The sequence below is a fragment of the Spirochaetales bacterium genome (genome assembly GCA_016930085.1).
GTDB lineage: Bacteria > Spirochaetota > Spirochaetia > SZUA-6 > JAFGRV01 > JAFGHO01.
On the sequence record JAFGHO010000130.1, the window covers coordinates 1 to 20,296 of the forward strand.

15 protein-coding genes are annotated in these 20,296 nt (G+C 47.7%); 8 read left to right on the forward strand and 7 right to left on the reverse strand.

Going from position 1 to position 20,296, the window contains the following annotated elements; translation table 11 throughout:
* Positions 1-92: 92 nt before the first annotated feature.
* The gene (locus tag JW881_21665) at positions 93-839 is read left to right on the forward strand and encodes a hypothetical protein (GenBank protein MBN1700134.1); all 747 of its coding nucleotides are present in this window, start codon (positions 93-95) and stop codon (positions 837-839) included.
* A 48-nt stretch (positions 840-887) separates the two neighbouring features.
* Here JW881_21665 and JW881_21670 read toward each other — a convergent pair whose 3' ends face one another.
* From JW881_21670 to JW881_21685, 4 genes are read right to left on the reverse strand one after another with little or no spacing between them, the layout of a single operon-like run.
* Entirely contained in the window at positions 888-1,871 is a 984-nt protein-coding gene (locus tag JW881_21670; GenBank protein ID MBN1700135.1) for a radical SAM protein, read from the reverse strand.
* Between the two features lie 15 nt (positions 1,872-1,886).
* Complete coding sequence (locus JW881_21675; GenBank protein MBN1700136.1) at positions 1,887-3,737, reverse strand: hypothetical protein; 1,851 nt, start codon at positions 3,735-3,737, stop codon at positions 1,887-1,889.
* 33 nt (positions 3,738-3,770) lie between these two features.
* Positions 3,771-4,232, reverse strand: coding sequence for a DUF1573 domain-containing protein (locus tag JW881_21680; protein MBN1700137.1), 462 nt, complete (start codon positions 4,230-4,232; stop codon positions 3,771-3,773).
* Positions 4,233-4,242: 10 nt separating this feature from the next.
* The gene (locus tag JW881_21685; protein ID MBN1700138.1) at positions 4,243-5,532 is read right to left on the reverse strand and encodes a PEGA domain-containing protein; all 1,290 of its coding nucleotides are present in this window, start codon (positions 5,530-5,532) and stop codon (positions 4,243-4,245) included.
* A gap of 275 nt (positions 5,533-5,807) precedes the next feature.
* Here JW881_21685 and JW881_21690 point away from each other — a divergent pair, with 275 nt between their 5' ends.
* On the forward strand, positions 5,808-10,142 hold the full coding sequence (locus tag JW881_21690) for a hypothetical protein (protein MBN1700139.1): 4,335 nt from the start codon (positions 5,808-5,810) through the stop codon (positions 10,140-10,142).
* Positions 10,143-10,225: 83 nt separating this feature from the next.
* On the opposite strand, the gene JW881_21695 is transcribed toward JW881_21690, so the two are convergent.
* Positions 10,226-11,053, reverse strand: a complete 828-nt coding sequence (locus JW881_21695) for a hypothetical protein (protein ID MBN1700140.1) — start codon at positions 11,051-11,053, stop codon at positions 10,226-10,228.
* Between the two features lie 174 nt (positions 11,054-11,227).
* On the opposite strand from JW881_21695, the gene JW881_21700 reads away from it, so the two are divergent.
* From JW881_21700 to JW881_21725, 6 genes are all read left to right on the forward strand, one after another.
* On the forward strand, positions 11,228-12,379 hold the full coding sequence (locus tag JW881_21700) for an ATP-binding protein (protein MBN1700141.1): 1,152 nt from the start codon (positions 11,228-11,230) through the stop codon (positions 12,377-12,379).
* Positions 12,380-12,482: 103 nt separating this feature from the next.
* Positions 12,483-13,082: a TetR/AcrR family transcriptional regulator gene (locus JW881_21705; GenBank protein ID MBN1700142.1), complete on the forward strand. Its 600-nt coding sequence runs from the start codon at positions 12,483-12,485 to the stop codon at positions 13,080-13,082.
* 11 nt (positions 13,083-13,093) lie between these two features.
* Complete coding sequence (locus tag JW881_21710; protein MBN1700143.1) at positions 13,094-14,026, forward strand: ABC transporter ATP-binding protein; 933 nt, start codon at positions 13,094-13,096, stop codon at positions 14,024-14,026.
* Positions 14,023-14,808 (forward strand): ABC transporter permease, encoded by a 786-nt coding sequence (locus JW881_21715; GenBank protein MBN1700144.1) that lies wholly within the window; start codon positions 14,023-14,025, stop codon positions 14,806-14,808. Before JW881_21710 ends, JW881_21715 begins: the two co-directional genes overlap by 4 nt.
* Before the next feature lie 178 nt (positions 14,809-14,986).
* Positions 14,987-15,799: a hypothetical protein gene (locus JW881_21720; protein ID MBN1700145.1), complete on the forward strand. Its 813-nt coding sequence runs from the start codon at positions 14,987-14,989 to the stop codon at positions 15,797-15,799.
* A gap of 204 nt (positions 15,800-16,003) precedes the next feature.
* Positions 16,004-17,194, forward strand: a complete 1,191-nt coding sequence (locus tag JW881_21725; protein MBN1700146.1) for a hypothetical protein — start codon at positions 16,004-16,006, stop codon at positions 17,192-17,194.
* Between the two features lie 16 nt (positions 17,195-17,210).
* Here the strand turns inward: JW881_21725 and JW881_21730 are convergent, their stop codons facing one another.
* Both JW881_21730 and JW881_21735 read right to left on the reverse strand, forming a co-directional pair.
* Positions 17,211-18,737, reverse strand: coding sequence for a tetratricopeptide repeat protein (locus JW881_21730; GenBank protein MBN1700147.1), 1,527 nt, complete (start codon positions 18,735-18,737; stop codon positions 17,211-17,213).
* Positions 18,734-20,263, reverse strand: a complete 1,530-nt coding sequence (locus tag JW881_21735; GenBank protein MBN1700148.1) for a SpoIIE family protein phosphatase — start codon at positions 20,261-20,263, stop codon at positions 18,734-18,736. Before JW881_21735 ends, JW881_21730 begins: the two co-directional genes overlap by 4 nt.
* Positions 20,264-20,296 lie beyond the last annotated feature (33 nt).

Consider the following 20,296-nt stretch of genomic DNA (forward strand, 5'->3'; position numbering starts at 1 on the left):
GCTTGGAAAGGAGGAATCTATCGCATAACAACTTGCGTTTTCGGGAGAGGACCTGAAAAAAATGTGCGAAAAATACTTGACGTAATCGAAAATTGAACCGTGAATGGGAAATGACACTCTTTGTTCCGGTTGAAATATCACCATTATCCGTGAATGCAGATAACACTATTGAAGATAATAAAAAAGAAATAAAAAAAACGTATATGGATGAATTAAAAAAATTGGATGTGATGATAAAAGCATTTGATTTTGAATCGATCGGATTGGCAAATGATCTTCCTGAAAATTATAAATCCGATTTTCTTCGATGGCATCTCCTTGGTACCGAAGGAGGTTTATTCAGTGATATAAATATTCTCTATTTTAAGCCGATGGATGCCCTTGCGCTTAACATCAAGAAAAACAGTGATTATGATACATTTCTTTGCTTCCAGGAATACCATTCGGTTGGATTTATTTTATCGAAAAAAGACAATAATCTGTTCAATTATATTTTCAGCAAATCAAAAGTTAATTTTGATTTTTTTCAATATCAATCCGCAGGACCCGCCGTTCTGAATAATTATTGTCAATGTTTAAAAAAAGCGGAAAAAGAGTTTCATGTGACTATTTGTAATATGGATAAAAATATTGTCTATTTTCTTGATTCCTATCAATTGGATGATATATATAACAAGAACTCACTTGATAAATTGGGTCATAACTCTATCGGATTGCACTGGTATGCGGGAGCAAAAGCAGTAAGGAAAGAATATAAGGAGTTCCTGTGTAATATTGATGCGGATAATTTTAAAAACTACGACAATACAATCACAAAAATAATTGAATTGATTTTATAGTCAGGGGCAACCCGGGAACCTTTATTGTTCGATTTTTTTATTTCCGGATCATACGAATTCTTTATGGGCTATTCCGTTCAATAAAAGAGCCAGATAATAATTGTAATGTTCATAAAAGCACCGGTAACATCCGGACCCGTCATAATATCTTTGATTTTCTATTATCTCTTCGATCCGGTCCACGCCCCCCATTTCTCCCGTATAATCGCGAGAAGGATTTTCGAGCATATATTGACTGCCGCAGCAGGGAAACAATCTGCCGTCAGCACTCACCACCGGTTTCAAAAGGCTTATATAGCACTGCTTTCTTCCCTTTGTCCACCGCCCGCGATCCTGGTAAATGACACGTCCGTCGTCGACCAGGTCATGTACCCGTTGTTTCAGCGTTTCCATAAGGGTACCGGCATCCCCGGAAAGAATATCCGTCGTTATTCTGATATGGGTAAAATCGCACTCATTTGCGAACCTGATCATGTTGACAATCGCATCGAGATTGAACGCCTTTGTCACGACATAACTGAAAGAGAAATCCGTTTTGGCCTGCCCGGTAATGTCTTTGATGTTGCGCCAATATCCGTCTCCCCGGTCGTTTCCGTCGCCAAGCGAAAAGCGTACCCATGTCAACCGGTTCCAGTTGTTTCTCGAAAGATCCCCGGCACGGATCCCATTGGTAACGAGCCCTGTCTTGATACGAAGTTTTTCATGGATGTACTCGATTATGTCATTGATCTTCGGGTGCAGCAGGGGTTCCCCGCCCCCCGTAATGGTCACGCTTTTACATCCCAGTTTTTTAAACCTGGTCATTATATCGACCGTATCATCGAATGAAAGCTCCTTTGCGGTATCCCTGTTCGAACAACTGCACCACGCGCATCGTTGATTGCACCTGTTTGTCGGATTCAATTGCACGTGTACCGGGATGATTTTCCTGTTTCCGATAATGCTGTCCGTCAGTTCCCTGTCGAGGAACAGCTTGACGGGAATAACGCCGCTTGCCGCCGTATAATTGAAGACACCTTCTTTTGCATCCATATCTCAAACTCCCTGTTACATCTTTCTCAACAGATACTTTCCTTCGTTTCTCAGCTTCTTTGTTTTTTCGATAATCAACGGCCAGTGAATCAACAACTCGCCGTAGCTTTTTACAAGGTGTTGATACCGTGTGACAATCGTTTTTTCGCCGCTTCTCTCCCCCGTACCGGACAGGGCAATACAGGAGGTGCCCGTCACATACTGTCTCATCTTTTCGATATACCCGAAAACGTCTTTTGCCCAATAACCGGGCCGTTTATCGTAAAAGGCAAGGAGTTCTTCCAGCCGGCATATGTACCTGCTTACGTGCGGCAGCCACCTTATTCTTATATATTCGTTGAAATCAGGCGCACCGAGTCCCGCGATGTTGATTAAATAAGTGCCTAATGTATGCAGCTTTGACTCCGGATCATCGGCGGCTGTGTCCCGGTTGAAGGATTGTACGAGCAGGATGACGATCTCCGAAATCCTCAACGACATATCATGGATTGCCTCATGCTGAAATTTCCGTTCTTCAAGCGGATCGTGGAAGACGGCGTACGGCAGATGCCCGATGAGGCTGCCGGTAAAACAGGCCCGTAAAACCGCAGCAAAAACACCTTCCGTATTGCGGCGGACGGGAAAAAACGGGGGAAGCAGCCGCCGGTTGTCAAGCGCCATGTTACCTGCCATCATATATGCACCTGAACTCACCGTATAAGCCGCCGCCGACCGAAACACCTGTCTGCTTTGAATGGCGGAAAGGTAAGCCTCTTTTGAGGCCATGGCGATATCCCTGGCCATACCCTCCAATCCGAGTATCGCAGACGGGGACCGGAAACCGGAATCACCGCAGACGCCGGTTGCCGTTGCCGCTATCGTGACATGATGATTTCGAAGGTATTTCAGTAACACCGGTGCTGCCCCGTCCAGCAGTATATCCTTCTGCGGCCATGTACCCGCCACACAGCGGGAAAGAGAGCGGCCCAGGAGTTTTTCATGGCAGCTTATGATATCGGTTTCAGAAAACCGGCATTCTTTGAGTAATGCGTTACGGTCGGGATAAAAGACAAGGTCCGTGGGATCGAACGTTGATAAAAGCTTTAGACCGTCTGTTTTACCGGCCGGTTCGGCGAATTTATAAACCGCATCGTCATCCGTACACATCACCATGTCCCCTGCCGTCCCGAGCAGAAGCGCATTATAGTTTGCACCATAAGGAAGACCGTATCCGAACTCATCAAAAAGGGCAAAGGCCAGCACCTCCGAAGGCAAACCTTCTTCGGCGCATTCTTTTACGAGATCCGTTACGAACCTTCGTTTGTCGTCCGGGCCTGCGAGATAAATTTCCGCTTTTGTCGCGGAAGCGAGCCCGCCCAGCATCGCACACACGGCCTGCTGTTGTTCCCCGGTCTTCGAGTCATCGAAAACCATGCAGGCCGCTTTACGGCAATATTTGTTATTGTTTTCGATATAGCCTTCCATGCAGCGCTGTAAAACCCGTGTCCTTCCGCAGGAGATCCACGCGACGGCGGAAATCGGCGGGGGGGATTCCGTTTCTTTACTCGAGGCGGATATTTCTTTTATAATATCCGTCTTTGAACGGAGAAAGCCCGTTTTTTGCAGTTCGACCAGACCCTCACGAATCGTATCGGGTCCCCCGTGTTGCCGGAAGATTTTACAGAGGTTGTCCGCATGGGCGTTAATGGTTTGAAAGCTTCCGCAATGCCGCAACAAGACGGAGAGATACTGCGGCAGGATGCTTAATGACCTGCCGCTGTCATTATAGACAAACTCCTCCCCATCGCCTGCCGGATACGGGGTGCCCGTGAGGGCAATATATTGTTCTTCACTATTATATAAATGATTATCGTTACAGGGATTCATTTTATCCGAGGAATCAAGATAGTATGCCTCCGATCAACATACGGCATAACCGGTAACATGAAATGTATACAATTCTGTATCGGGATCGTTGCTTGCTATGATAATATCTGCATTTCTTTGCGCAGAAGAATAATCGTTTTGAAATCGTAATATAAAGTCTGATGTCGTACCCGGATCGATAGCATCCAGAGGCCATTGCTGAATTGAGTAGACACTACTGCCATTGATTGAAACAGTCGGTGTCCCCGTCAGGTGAAGAACATCATCTCCCGAATTTTCAATCGTGAATGTCACATCTTTACTAGAACTAACATTCCCGAAATCATAGGTATCGCTTTCACCGTAATAGGTAGTATCCTGCCTGACGGCTATATTCTGCGCACGTTCTTCACTGTATTTATTATCATATTCGTCTTCCGACAATGGAAGAAAACCGCATCCGCTTATTCCGACGATAAGCAGGAGTGTTATCAGAGTAACTGTCATGTTCTTCATAATTCTCTCCTCAATATGAATATTGCAGATTTAAACTTGCAGTGCCGTTTTCAAATAACGGATAAAACGACAGCTTCGTTGCCCCGGCTTTGCTGTTTTCCGCTTCGCCGGGTGAAAGTAACGAAGTAATGTACATGATTCCTCCTGTCACGAATATACCTGCGCCGCCGATAATGCATCCAAAGGAAATATCCTTTAGCGTCGTGTATCCGGAATAGGAATCCGTCATACCGGCTGCAATATCATCCATATTGAACACGAATCCCAGCACCGCCAATCCGGCACCGCCGCCGCCCAGGATAAGTCCCCACAAACGAAGCCGGGCGTTCTCCGCTTCCGGTGTTTCGGAAGGTTTCAACAGGGATGAGATAATCACTGCACTCCCGGCGAGGGTGAGTGCCGTGCCGCCGATAATGAAACCGAAGGTTCCGTGTTTCATTGAAGCGTAGCTGTCATACGAATCCGTCATGCCGGCGGCGATATCATCCATATTGAGAACAAGACTCACCGCCATAAACGCGGCACCGCTTCCTCCGAGGATGTATCCGGTTAATCCGAAGGTGCCCGGGGTCGTTTTTCCTTTTTCCGGAATGGTTTTATAGGCGATCTTCAATTTCTGTTCCGTACCGCTCTTGAGTGTTATGGTTTTCTTGAAATCTTTCATTCCGGGCGTCATTATGATAATGGTATGTTTACCGGCTTCTAATTCCAGACGGTTATGTAATACCGCACCGGTACTATCTTTCCCGTCGACAAGTACCGTACTTGTTTCCCTGAGGTTTTCAAAAACAATCGAGGAAACCGCCTCTTCTTTTACTTTCTCCGTGGTATCTTCAACGGCTTCTCCCTTGCCGACAAAGCGCGTTGCAAGACGCTTGCTGTCGTCGATAAGGTCGTCGATTGAGCCGTATTTTTCCGATGCCGTTTTAAGGGTAACCCCCGTTTCAACGTCAATAAGCTTCATGTTGAGGATGTACCGGGACCCGACTTTACCGATGCTTCCCACGATTATCTGGCTTGCGGAAAGCAATTTACCGATCTGCAGCTGGCAGCTTTCATCCGTACAATCCGATACGGAAAACTCGATTTCCGCCAATAACGCTTCCCGCTGCATCCTGTCGATAACAAGATATCTCCCGGTTTCGACGATATGCGAGGTAACGTAATCGACAAAAACCGTGACTTCCGCCTTCGAAATACCGCTTGCTTCAAAATCCAGGACAGTGATAATCGGTTTGTTCTCTGAAAATACCGGAACGCAGATGAAAAGGAAAAGAACGACTGATTTAATTATTTTCATCACATTGTCACCCCCGGTTGACAGTCTCTACAGGAAATCAAACTCCACTTAATAAGAGTATGCTTTACAAGGCTTTTGTCAAGATAAAAAAAAGAAAATCATAATTGAAAGCATATATGGAAATATATTAATGACTGTCACAGTGAAATGAAAGCAGTAATCAAAAAAGCGCCAACATAATTATCTCCCCGAAATTATTGACAAAAAACGCTTTTTGCACTACCTTTTTTTCATCTTTTCAGATTAAAAAAATTACGTGAAGAGGACAAAAACCCATGCATGAAAAAACAAAAGCGGATACGTCAAAAGCACTCGGTATCTGCCTTGGTGCTTCGACGATCAGTGCCGTTGAATTATCACGGAATAACGGAACATATACCGTCGAAAAGGTAATGATCCGGCCCCATGAAGGCAATCCGAAAGAGACATTTTCAAAGGTCGTCAACGAACTCACTACCGGCGGAACGCCCGTTCTGGTCACGGGAAGAAAATTCCGCCAGTTCGTCAACCTTCCTTCAATTACGGAACCCGAGGCGGTCGAATACGCCATTGACTATATTACCGGCAAAAGCCGTAAATTCGACGCTGTCGTTGCGGCGGGCGGGGAGACCTTTATGGTTTACCGGCTCGATCACGACCACAAGATTGCCGGTATCTCGACGGGAAACAAATGCGCCTCCGGAACCGGCGAGTTTTTCCTCCAGCAGATCAAGCGGATGAACCTCAAGGTAAACGAGGCGGTCGAACTCGCCCATACCGGCACGCCGTATGCGGTAAGCGGAAGATGCTCGGTGTTCTGCAAATCCGATTGTACCCACGCCCTCAACAAGGGGGAGCCGATCGCGAACGTGACCGCCGGTCTCTGCCACATGATCGCGCAGAAGATCATCGAACTGCTCGCCAAAGTACCGAACAACCGCATTCTCGTTGTCGGCGGGACGGCGCAGAACAGCGCGGTTATCGCCCATATCAAAAACGAGTTGAACGACGTCGTGGTTCCGGAACAGGCCCCGTATTTCGAAGCCCTGGGCGCCGCTATTGCAGCGTTCGACCGGGGAGAGGCCTCGAAAGGCGATCTGTTCAACAAGGAACATTCCGGCTTTACCTTTCTTCCCCCCCTCAAAAAGTTCGAACATCTCGTCACCTTCAACACGACACCGTATGCCCGTGCGGAAGAAGGGGACCGGTGTATCATCGGTCTCGATGTCGGATCCACGACGACAAAAGCCGTGCTTCTGCGGACGAAAGACAACGCCTTTCTGGGTTCGATTTACCTCCGGACAAACGGGAACCCGGTAGAGGCCTCCCGTGAATGCTATAAAAGCCTTCTCGAACAGCTTCACGGCACATCGGTGAACATCGTTGGGGTCGGGGTGACCGGTTCGGGCCGTCAGATCGCGGGGCTTTACTCCCTCACCGACGGCATCATCAACGAAATTATCGCGCACGCCGCCGCGGCCGTTTATTTCGACGCCTCCGTGGACACGATTTTCGAAATCGGGGGACAGGACGCGAAATACACCTATATCACCAACTCCGTCGCCTCGGACTACGCGATGAACGAGGCGTGTTCCGCGGGAACGGGGTCGTTCCTCGAGGAGGCGGCCCACGAATCCCTCAACGTCAACGTGGAGGACATCGCCGAATACGCTGTCAAGGGCGAACGGCCGCCGAATTTCAACGACCAGTGCGCGGCTTTTATTTCATCCGATATCAAAAACGCGACCCACGAGGGGATTTCGAAAGAAGATATCCTGGCGGGGCTTGTCTATTCGATCTGTTTCAATTACACGAACAGGGTCAAGGGCCACCGGCCCGTCGGTGAAAAGGTCTTTATGCAGGGCGGCGTCTGCTATAACCGCGCGGTCCCCCTTGCCATGGCCGCCATTCTCCGAAAACCGATCATCGTCCCGCCCGAACCGGGTCTCATGGGCGCCTTCGGTGTCGCTTTGGAACTAAAAAAACGGATCGAATTGGGGCTGATGGAAGAAAAATCCTTCGATCTGGCGACCCTCATCGGCAGAAAGGTGATCTATGAAAAGCCCTTTATCTGTGCCGGCGGAAAGGAAAAATGCGATATCAAGTGTTCGATCAACAGGATCAGGATCGAGGACACGGTGTATCCTTTCGGCGGCGCATGCAACCGCTACTACAACCTCCGCTTCAAGATCAATGTCGACGACGAAAAGCTCGACCTGGTGAAGCTGAGAAAATCGCTTGTTTTCGACAAATACGCGCCGGTTCTTCAGGTCCCGGAAGGCGCCCTGAAAATCGGCATCAACAAAAGCTTTCTCCCGCACCGGATATTCCCCCTCTTTTACAATTTCTTTTCCTCACTGGGGTGTTCGGTCATGGTTCCCGAGGGCATGAACGAGGAGGCCCTCAACCGGCAGACCTCCTCCCTCTGTTATCCGGCCCAGATCGCGATAGGTCTGTTCGACAACCTCACCGATAAAAACCCCGACTATTATTTCATGCCACATATCGAGGAGATGTACGTCCCGAAGGGAAACAAACGAAAGGAGTTTTCCGCCACCTGTATCTTTGTCCAGGGTGAAGCCTTCTGGATGCAGCAGGTCTTCAAGGACAAAAAACTCCGGGAGAAGATACTGGCGCCGACCGTCAATTTCGGCGGGGGATGGGAAAAGGGAAGAAAGCCGTTCGTCGAAACCGCGGCCAAACTCGGTTTTACGCGAAAAAAGGCGAACGAGGCCTTTACCAGGGCGGTCGCCGTACAGGAAGCCTTTGAAGAAGAACTCAGACAGATCGGGAAAAAGGTTCTGGACGAGCTTCACCGCGACCCCGAAAAAATCGCGACGGTCCTGATCGGAAGGCCCTATAATGCCTTTGCCGAACTGGCAAACAAGGGAATTCCCAAAAAGCTGACAAGCCGGGGCTACATGGTCATTCCCTACGATATGCTCCCGTACGACAAGGAAGAGATCGCTCCGCCCCACCATGACTACATGCATTGGGAAATGGGCAATCAGGTAATCCGGGCCTCGCAGCTCGTCAAAAAAGACCGGCAGCTGTTCGGGATTTATATCACCAATTTTCTCTGCGCGATCGACTCGCTGCTCGTCTCCTATTTCAGGCGGATCATGGAAACGAAACCCTCTCTTACCCTCGAACTCGACGGCCACACGGCGGACGCGGGCATCAACACGAGGATAGAGGCCTTTCTCGACATCATTCACAATTACATTCAGGTACAGAAGAACGTGCGGGATATCGAGGTAAATGGCTTCAGGCCGGCAGAGATCGTCGTCGACAACAAGGGCGCCACTTATATCGATTCGAAGGGGAAACGTTTTTCCCTGACGCATCCCGATGTGAAGATGATTCTCCCCTCGATGGGCGATTACAACAACCGTCTTGTAGCGGATGTCTTTTCGAAACTCGGAATCCGCGCCGAAGCGCTGCCCATCGCGGACGCGGACGTCCTGAGGGCGGGCCGCGGCGTGACGACCTGCAAGGAATGCCTTCCCATGATCATCTGCGTGGGATTCATGCTCGACTATATCGAAAAAAAGAAGAAACCCGGCGAGAAACTCATCGTCTTTCAGCCGAGGGCCGCCGGTTACTGCCGCCTGGGACAGTACCATGTGTACATGAAAATATTGATCCGGGAGAAAAAACTGGAGGATGTGGCGATCATTTCTCTTGCAAACGAGGAGCGGTACGCCGGGCTGGGCCCCGCCTTCGCGCTTCCCGCATGGAAGGCGCTCGTGACGGGGGACGTTTTCGACGACATCCGCAACACGATCATGACGGTCGCCGAGGACCCGGAAAAGGGTCTTGCCGTCCTCGAAGAGGAATACGTAAAGGCGGGCGATGTCCTGGCCGGAAGGCTGAAAAAGTCCCTGTACCGGCAACTCAGGGAATCGGCAATACGGCTCAGGGAAGAAGTCAAGCTGAAAATACCCCTCGAAGAAGCCCCCCACGTCATGGTGATGGGAGAAATATTCGTGCGGCGTGATTCGTTTTCGAATCAGCATATCGCCCGCAGACTTGCCGAACGCGGATTTATCGCCCGGGTCTCTCACGTGAGCGAGTGGATCTACTACCTCAACTACATGATTAAAAACGGCCTCCATATCGCCGACCACACCTTTCTTGGATGGCTCGAGTTCACGATTTCCGACAAAACCCAGAAGCATATCGACAGGAAAATCAAGAATATTATGGCGGCTTCCGGATTATTCAAACCCGAGGAAATCAATATCGCGGATATCGTGCGATATTCGAAGCATATTGTCCCGAACCATCTCAAAGGAGAGCCCGGACTCATCATGGGCGTCATGCTGCGGGATTCACTGGAACATTACGCGGGTATCGTCAATATCGGGCCCTTCGGGTGCATGCCCGTCCGGTTCACCGAAGCGGTCATCTCGAACAACGCGGACATGGAATCGAAACGGGAGGCCTACCGGATGGCCGGAAGCGGCTACTCGCCGAACGGTTTTTCCGCGCAGGAACGGATCCCGTTTCTCACCATCGAGGCGGACGGCAACCCCTACCCGCAGCTTCTCGAAGCGCGGTTCGAAAGCTTCTGTCTCCAGGCACGCAGGATCGCTGAAAAGCAGGGGAAAAAGGTGCTGGTTATATAAAAGGCAGTCTCCCGGAAAATATTCGATGCTTTCGTAAAATCTCGAAGAAAGCGAAATGCAGCAAAACCGATATACCGCCCGGACTATTCGTCATACACGATATATTTATACCCATGGTTTTCTATATCATACGAATACACAACCGACACGTCTTTTCTTTTCTGGTAAACCGTAATAAAGGGTATATCGTTCCCGTTCTGCGTTAAAAAAAGAGAATCAACTTCGTTTTGCTTTTCTTCCGATATCTCATCGATCTCGCATATAAAACACAAACTGATTCCCGGAAAGATAAAAGCGTCAATGTGAGAAAAACCGAAGGATCGCATGGATTCCCTCAGCGTGATCGATGCTTCGTTCATTGTATCGTAAAACTCGATGCCCTCTCCCGTGGAAAAACGGCCGTTTAATATACCGATTTTTATCAACTCTTCGAGTGGAAACATTGTGATCATTGACTCATCCGATTTCAACCTGGCAACCAATGAAAGCGCCTCTTCCATTTTCCACATCCGGAACAATTCGTCCTCTCCATTCGTTATAAAGAAAAAAAACGAATCATTTTCATCCAGGTCCCGGATATCAACGAGCCTGTACATCAAATAGCCGCAATCATTGAGAACGGTAACTGAACCTTCCACACCGTCATAGTCAGTATCCGGTTTGAAATATTCCATTATATCCAGGACGCCGTCATAATATCCCCGGATATACATACCCATACCGGGATAATAAAAACCCCTCAGGTTCGTGATCCTCAAACCATCGTCCTCGGACAAAATAGTCTGTAATTCACGGTTTATACGCTGCCATATCTCTTTTTCAACCGCGGGCGGCGACAGGCAGGAGATACAGAGAATGATACCCATTAGTAAACCATATTTCGTCTTTTGCATATCCGGAATTGTTTTCATATTCTCTGTCATGAAGCATATACAATATTGCCGCATTGTCAATCTTTATTTTCGTTCATAAAATCACATCCTTAATTATTGTGAAAGCGAGACAAATATAAATCATGCTTTATATTTGTCCGGCATTTATATATACCGCTTTACATTTGCCGTAAAAATAATTATACTCTCACCATGATGTTAAAACATAATATCGAACAACATCTTGTCGATGATCTCGATAAAAAAATGGTTTTCATTGCAGGTCCGCGGCAGGTGGGAAAAACGACATTAGGAAAAAGAATCATCAATGCAAAAAATGGAATTTATTTATTATATGACAACAATGACGACAGAAGAAAAATATTCAAAAAAGAATATAATAAAGATGCCTGGGTCTGTCTGGATGAGTTCCATAAATACCAGCGGTGGAAAAGCTATTTGAAAGGAGTATATGACAAGTACCGGGAAACATTACATATCTTGTTGACGGGAAGCGCCAGACTGGATATATATCAGAAATCCGGCGACAGCCTTTTGGGGAGATACTATTTGTATCATTTACATCCATTCACTCTGGCGGAATTGAATAAGAAAAAAATTTCATTACCCGAAGATATCCATGCACCGGTAAAAAATCGACGGGGGCTCGATGAACTGATCCATTTCGGAGGTTTCCCTGAACCTTTTATTTCACAATCCGAGCAGGAACACAGACGATGGTCGAACCAGAGAAGGGCATTGCTGGTCAGGGAAGATCTCAGAGAATTATCGGATATTCAACTTGTAAGTATCGTGGAAAACCTCATGGTATTACTTCCCGAACGAATCGGTTCATTATTCAGTTACACGTCACTTTCACAGGACCTGAACGTTTCCGTCCCCACCATTCAATCCTGGTTGTCCGTATTTGAAAAATTGTACATTGTGTATAAAATACAGCCATATTCAAAACAGATCACCAGAAGCATCCGGAAAAGACCAAAATACTATCTCTGGGATTGGTCCCAGCTTGATAATATCGGAAAGAGATTTGAGAATCTCGTGGCGAGTCATCTGTTTAAAGCCGTCACCCTCTGGACGGATTTAGGACTTGCCAACTGCGGCCTTTATTATATTCATACAAGAGACGGAAAAGAGGTTGATTTTCTGGTACAGAAAGACAATAGGCCATGGTTTCTTGTAGAAGCGAAAGTCTCGGATAATCATTTCGGTAAAAACCTGCGCTATTTTTCCGAACTGCTTGGAATTCCCGGAATACAGGTTGTACTTGATTCTCACATATATAAAAAAGAAGCACATCTCTCAATAATAAGTGCCGAGTGGTGGTTGGGTCATTTGGAGTAGGAAAACCGAATAATACAAACGCTTGACTTTTAAACCATATCATGTTAATATCCATATGACTATATTTCCTTATATAGTCATATAGAATATAAGGATAGGTGATATGCCGAAAGGTTTTACGGAACAGGAAAAGGAATTAATCAGGGACAAGTTGTTAACCGAAGGCGCACGGCTTTTCGATCAATACGGCGTCCAGAAAACGACGGTGGATGACATCGCAGGGGCCTCGGGAATTTCCAAAGGGTCGTTTTATTCCTTTTTCAATTCAAAAGAAGAGCTTTTTTTCGATATTCTGGAAAAAACCGAACGTGAATTCAAGGCGAAGCTTTTCGGGGAAGTATTTCCGGAAAGCGAATCCCCCCGCGAGAGTTTCAAGGCCTTTCTCGATGGTTTTTTTACATTGATGGAAAGCACCCCGATTTTTAAACGGCTTATCTCCTCGGATATGGAATATCTGATGAGAAAACTGCCCGAAAAGAGGATCAAGGACCATATGGCGCAGGATTACGAGGTGTTCGAGACGTTTTACCAAACATGGAATAAAAAAGGTGTTTTCAGGACACTCGATATGAAGGGTTTTACCGGGGTGACGAAACTCATCTTCTACCTGGTTCTGCACCGGGAGGACTACACGCAGGAGGAATATGCAGCAACGAAAGCGATGTTTATCGATATGCTCGGCGATTATCTGATAACGAAGTAAAGGAGACGTTCATGTCAACGACAGGATATAACGGTAATGTGATAGTCACCTCCGGTTTGACAAAGCATTTCAAAAGCCTCAAGGCGGTCGACAATGTCTCGCTTACCGTAAAAAAGGGCGAAATCTACGGATTTCTCGGTTTGAACGGCGCGGGAAAAACGACCACCATCCGCATGCTTTTAGGCCTGGTGCAGCCGCTTTCGGGAGAAGTCCGGCTGTGCGGAAAACGAATCCTCCCGGGAAGGACGGGACCCTGGGAAAAGGTCGGTTACCTGGTCGAACTCCCCTTTTCCTACCCTGAACTGACGGTCCGCGAAAATCTCGCCGCCGTAAGCAGACTGCGCAGGCTGAACGAAAAGCATACGGTAACGGAAATTATCGGTCTTTTAAAATTAAACGAGTATAGGAATGTGAAGGCGCGTCATCTTTCCCACGGGAATTCCCAGCGCCTGGGTCTGGCGAAAGCCTTGATGCACCATCCGGAAGTCCTGATTCTCGACGAACCGTCCAATGGCCTCGATCCGGCCGGTATCGTCGAAATCCGCGAGCTTTTGAAGGATTACGCGGAAAACCGGGGGGTGACGGTTTTCGTTTCGAGTCACAACCTCGCCGAAATCGCCAAAACCGCGACAAGGATCGGAATCATACACAAAGGCGTCATGGTCCAGGAGATCGACACGGACAAACTTGATTCGTTTCTCAAAAAATCTCTTCTCATCGACGCACGGGACAGGAACGGGGCGGCCGCCCTGCTGAACGGCAGGGGGGTCATTGTCAGTGACGAGGAGAGCGGGCCGCTTCGGGTGGACGATCCGGGCGCCTGCCTGAACCCGGAACGCATCAATGCAATGCTGGTGAACGGCGGGTTTCCCCCGTTTTACCTCGAGGTGCACAGGGAGAACCTGGAATCGTACTTTTTAAGGGTTATAGGAGAAGAACAATGATACGAGATATAACGGCATCACTCGGTATCGAACTGCTGAAAATACGAAAATCCTTGATTTTCATCATTACCATCGGCATTTCGGTTTTTATTTCCGCGATCATGGGAATGTTCATGTACTTCATCATGCACCCGGATATCCTTCCCCCGGGTCTGTTGAAAACCAAGGTCGATCTTGCGGCCGTGTCCGCGGACTGGCCGTCCTATTTCGGTTTTCTCGAAATGATCATCGGCATTCTCGGTATTATCCTGTTCGGTTTCGTCGTCGCCTGGATTTTCGGCAGGGAATACTCTGATAAAACGGTAAAAGACATACTCGCACTGCCCTCTTCCCGGACAAGTATCGTCATATCCAAACTGCTCGCCACGGCGGTCTGGAGTCTTTTGATAAGCGTCATTATCATCGCCACCGGGCTTCTGGCCGGATTCATTATCAAGCTCCCCCTCTGGTCGGAACAGGCGCTTTTCGACTATATCCGTATCTGCGTGACGACCGCGCTGCTTTCGCTGCTGCTCGCCCCGCCCGCCGCCTTTATCGCGTCAGCCGGACACGGCTACCTGGCGCCGGTCGGGTTCGTGATCGGCTGCATGGGCTTCGCCAACCTCTTCGGCAACATCGGCCTAGGGCCATATTTCCCCTGGGCCGTTCCGATGCTCTATGCCGGCGCGGTCGAAGGGCCCGGCAGCGAACTCTCGGCGGCGAGCTATGTCATTCTTGTGACAACATGCCTGGCCGGAACAATCGGGACGATCGCCTGGTGGAAATACGCCGATCAGTATTGAGTTGCAGGCATGATACATACTATTTGAAAACAGGGAAAAATTGCATTATATTAATCAATGGAATGATGAAAATTACAAAAAACCGTATCTTATAAAGGATTTCATGTAGCCCGTTCGAATAAAAAAACGACACATATACGCTTTATGAAACGGCGAGGTGCCGGAAAGGGATGGGGGAATGAAAAAGATACCGCTGTTGCTTCTGATAATTCCTTTTATTGTCTGTTTCTCCGGATGTGAACTCTACAATCCCTTTCATATAACCACCTTTATCCCGCCGGAATCCACTGCGAATCCTTCTCCGGCTCCGACACCCGAACCATCGTACGAACCGATTGCCAAGGATTACAAGGCCACATTTACTTCGAGTGGTTATACCGGGACCACGTTCACCTTTTATATTGATCTCAATTATGATTCGGGAAACAACAGACTCGTCATCGTTGCCGTTGGAATCGAAAGCGATAATGACACCCTTCCTTCGACAGCGGTTACCTTTGACCACAAGCAGATGACCCGCGCCGTTACGAGAAACATCACGGGCGGCGGCAGTCTCGTCATGGCCGAAGTATGGTATATGCTCGATAACGACCTGCCGGCCCTATCCGGCAGCATGTATGAAATACAGGCGACCTCATCGGAAGAGGTGAAATGCGCCATGTACGGGATATCGGTCATCAACGTAAAACAGGCCGCCCCCGAAACCACCGCTTCCGAAGCGACGGATTCGGCGAATCTCATTTCCCTGGGTATCACCACCGTGTCAAACGGCGCCTGGATATTCGACGGATACCAGGACGAAAATAACGACGGAACGGTCGCACCCTCGCATCCAGACCAGACCGTTCAGGCGAATAGTAAAAACGGCGGTTCGTTTGCCGGATCGACGCGCGAGGTTCCTGCGGCAGATTCGGTGACGAACGGATGGTCGACGGACTCCTCGGCCGGAAAACAGGTAACGGCCGCGGCGGCATTCGCTCCCGCGTTATAGGGGGTATCGGTGTCCTTCTTTTTTTCTTTGACGGTATAACGCTGTTTTTTATCTTGAAAATTTGATTTTTCGGCGGCAAGCTGTTAAATTTAACTATATCCCTATTTTATCATGCATCCGGCGGCAGGAAACGGGACCGGGAATAGGGATAACGGCTGAGGACAATATCGGAGTAAGGCATATTGATATAAAGAAACGGATAGCGTGAGAAGGAAAACCGCGTTTTTCATTATTATATTATGCGTCTTATCGCAGTATACCATATGGAGCGACATCGATCTCTACCTCGAGGGCGACCTCCAGAGTGCCCCATGGTTCTATGAAACTCAATATGAACTCAACGGTATCTCGTTTTCAACGGCATGGGCGGGGGGAATCAGATTCGACTGGTTTTCAGTCGGTCTGGATCTGACGAGTGAGTATGTCAGCTTCAACAGCTCTCGTGATACCGGGCAATTGATCGGTGCATGGCTGAATACGGGCAGCGATATCGTTACCTCCTTCGAAATGACCTCATGGCTTCGCCTTCAGGCCGGCGCGGGTGTATTATGGAACAATTCCTCCTTTAATTACGACGATTCCGGCTGGCTTGGGAAAAGCCTGTTCGGAATCGAGTTTCTGCTCGGTTCGACATTTTTTTTGACCGGAAATTTGCAGCTTGACGTCATCGAACGGCTTCAGCTTTTTGTCACCTCCTCATCGGTAACGGAAAACTGCGCGAATATCCTGGGGATAAGAACGACATACAATCCGGGTATCCCGTGGCTGCGGATCTTCGCGGAAATCGACGCCTTATACTGGGGATATGCCAACGAAATACTCCCTGAAGCCATACAATCATGGATGGTTCGGGGTCACATCGGCCTTACCATAAATATCGGGAAACAACGCGGCAAGACTTTCCTCATTAACAATATCCGGGGCGATATTCCTCCCGTACATCCCGGTACCGATTCCGTTGAACCGCATGACGATTCGGATATAAACGATAATTCCGGGAACGACCGGGAGGGAAACCACATAAACAATCCGGCGGTAAAAAAGCTGATCGACGCTTCACCGGGCGACACACTCAATTTCTACGATATCGATTTCACTGATGAAAAGCTTTCGGAACAATCACTGCCGCTTCTGAATGATATCGCCGCCGTCCTTATCGATGAACCCGGACTTGTCGTTTCGATAAGCGGATATTCCGAATTAATCATGGACCCCATCAGGGAACTGGAATTGTGCAAATTGAGGGCGCTGGCGGTAAAAACCTATCTTATCGAGCGCGGTGTTCCGGAATCGCAGGTACAATTGAATCCCGTCGGAAATATCATTACCGATGACCGGTACTATATCATGATCAGCGTGATAACCCGCGGCGTCCCGAATAAAACCGGCCGATAAACCCATTCGGTGAGGATCAATCGATAATATTGCCCTTGTCATCTTTTTTCACCACCCCGACGATTTTACCGTCATAATCATAAATATATTCGATATAATACTGAAGCACGCCCGCTTTGCTGTAATAATCAATTTTAAACGAAATGCCTTCCTTTGATTTATGGGTGATCAGGTAGGAACCGTCCTCTTTTTCCGTCTTCACCTGGTCGAGGTTGGGCGGCGGTGTTTGTACGGGAACGGGGGTAATCTCCGATACCACGGTCTTTTCCGGAACAGGCGTTCTTCCCTCACCCGCCGTCCCGCGGGGTGTCGCCGTTCTATTTACGGGGGTCGGTTGAACCGCCGCCGTCGGTTCCGCTTCCTTTTTCTTGATTTCGGCAACGGCTTTTTCGACAAACGTTTCAACTGCCTCTCCCGGTTTATCCTCATCACCCTTCTCAATCTCCCTTTCGATCAAGGCGTCCTGAAATGATTCGTCCGCCGTCTCTTCATACTGGTCCGTCACCTCGAGTATCTCCGAAAACCCGTCCGACTGAATTTTCCTGTTGTTTTCCTCCGCAAGCTCTTTCAACCGTTCGAGCTGTTTATCCAGTATTCCTATGATAAGCATCCGGTTGTTGGAAAGCTCGGCTATTTCCGAATCGCCGTCTTCTTCTATAATTTCCTGATAAATCTCATACGCCTTTTCCTTTTCCCCGGTTTCTTCATAACAGCGGGCTTTCAGGTACTGTATTTTATCCTTCTGTTCTTCATCCTGAACCAGCATCGAATCGAGAATTTCGATGGCATCGTCATAGGCGATTAATTTGTAGAGTTTTTCAGATTTTTCCAGGTCGCTCGCGTCGGAAGCCTTTGTTTTGTCGATTTCCTGCTGAAAAAAAATGATATACTGGAGAAGGAGTGCGGCGGTAAACGCGGCGTTTTCATTGGTATATTGTTCTATGACGGCCTTTAAGAGAGCCCTCGCTTCATCCATCCTTCCCGTCAGGGCAAGACAAAACGCCTTATGGATCAGGATGATCGGTATTTTTTTTTCATCGGAATCTGTATTTTTCAACGTCCGGTCATAGATATCGAGCGCTTTGTCGTAATAATAATTCCTTTCGTAATAATAAGCCAGGGTCAGGTCGTTGTCGGTCAGATTTTCCGAATCGAGTGAAAGAGCCGGTTTATCGAGGATCACTCTGAAAAGATTGATGACGAACATGACGGCATCGGTAAGTATCGTGAAATTTTCCCTGTTGTAAATGAGAAGGGAGTCGCTGTAACTCGAAATCGCCATTGCCACTCGCAATTCCTTTTTATCCTTCTCGTGCTGGTCGATCGTGTCCCGGTATAAATCCATCTGGAGTTTGAATTTACTCACCATACCGAGGTAGTCGATATTCGATTCTTCCCTGTTGACGTCATTGAGAAATCCGTTCAATTCGACAATACCGATTTTCGTCACATTGTTGTTCAATATCACCATTCCCAGGACAATAATCCCTGAGGCAATACAGAGAATGATGAAAAAAAGCCAGCTTTTAATCCTTGCCGTCATCCCGCCTGGCCGCGCTCCTCCCGTTTCTTGACATCGATGATGATCATGGTTTCATCGTCGTTCCGTTCGCAATCTCCCCTGAAAGCGGAAGTGTCCGAAAGAATGACTTTAAGCATTTCGTCAGCGGGCAGCATCGCCGTTTTCAGGGAGAGGTCAATTAATCGCCTGTATCCGTATTGATCCCGTTCTGCGTTCAATACTTCATAAATACCGTCCGTCATAATGCAGATTTTATCATTATCTGCCAGATCCATGCTTTTTGATTCGAAACTTTCACTGAAGTTTTTAGAAAATCCTATCATGAAGCCCTGTGTATTGAGTTTGATAATCTTGTCTTCCCTGACGGCAAAGGCACTCATATGTCCGGCACTCGTGTATGAGATCGAGCTTGCTTTCCCGTCGAAAATCATGTAAAAAGCGGAAAAGAACTTGTCGTATGTACTGACCATATCGCCGAAAACATGATTGATCTGTTTTAAAAATTCTCTTGTATCCGTGCAGGTTCCGGCGATTTCCTCGCACTTTTCCTTGATAAGCATCGTAATAAGGGCTGCCGATACCCCATGCCCGCAGACATCGGCTATGATGAATCCATAGCGATCGTTCCCGATTGAAAAGATATCATGATAATCACCGCTTACCTCGATAAGCGGCCGGTGATGAATCGCGATATCGAAATATTTTGTTTTCCTTAATTTGGGATAAATCGATTTCTGTACCTCGGATGCCATATGGAGTTCGATCTCGAGCCGTGTTTTCATCCTGTCGAGATATTCGATTTTTTCCTGAATCGATTGGGCCATCCTGTTGAACGCGGCGGTAAGATTTCCGAACTCATCCGACCGCTTGAGGTTAACCCGCGCCGAGTAGTCGCCCTGACTGATATCCAGACTGCGCGCGGAGAGAATATTGATGGGAGAAAGCACTATCCGGTGAAGGATAATCCCGAACAGGACATGAAAAATCATGATACAAACAATGAAAATCGTCACGATACGATAAATGATTCCAAGGTTTTCATGGATATCGGAAACATCAAGCCTGAACAGGAGGATGACGGGGTCGATATTCAATATATCGAGCGGGACATAAAAATGGATTTCCCTGTCGTTGATAAACGATGCGGTAAACAGCCTGTTTGAAAACTCCCGTTTTGTTATTGCGTTCTGGGCTTCCATGACATAGTTTTCGTCGAAAGAGAAGTCCCCGGGATTCGATTCAAATATCACTCTTTTATCCGCATTAAACAGAATAAAATCAGTTTTGCCCAAAATCCTCAAGCATGCTTCTTCCACAGCCTTTTCCAAAGCCGCGACAACTGGGTATTGATCGAGGCTTTGGTTAATAGTCGAGACGAACTCATGGATTTCAGAGGAGATATCCGATGCGAACTGGATCGACTCGTATTTTTTTATCTTCACGATCAGGTCGACCTGATTAATATGAATGAGAATGGTAAAAAACGAAATATTTATAATGGCAAGGAAAAGATAGAGAATACCCAATTTGATCCCGAGACTTTTCATACTTCTATTTTAAGAAAATAAATTGCTTTTTGC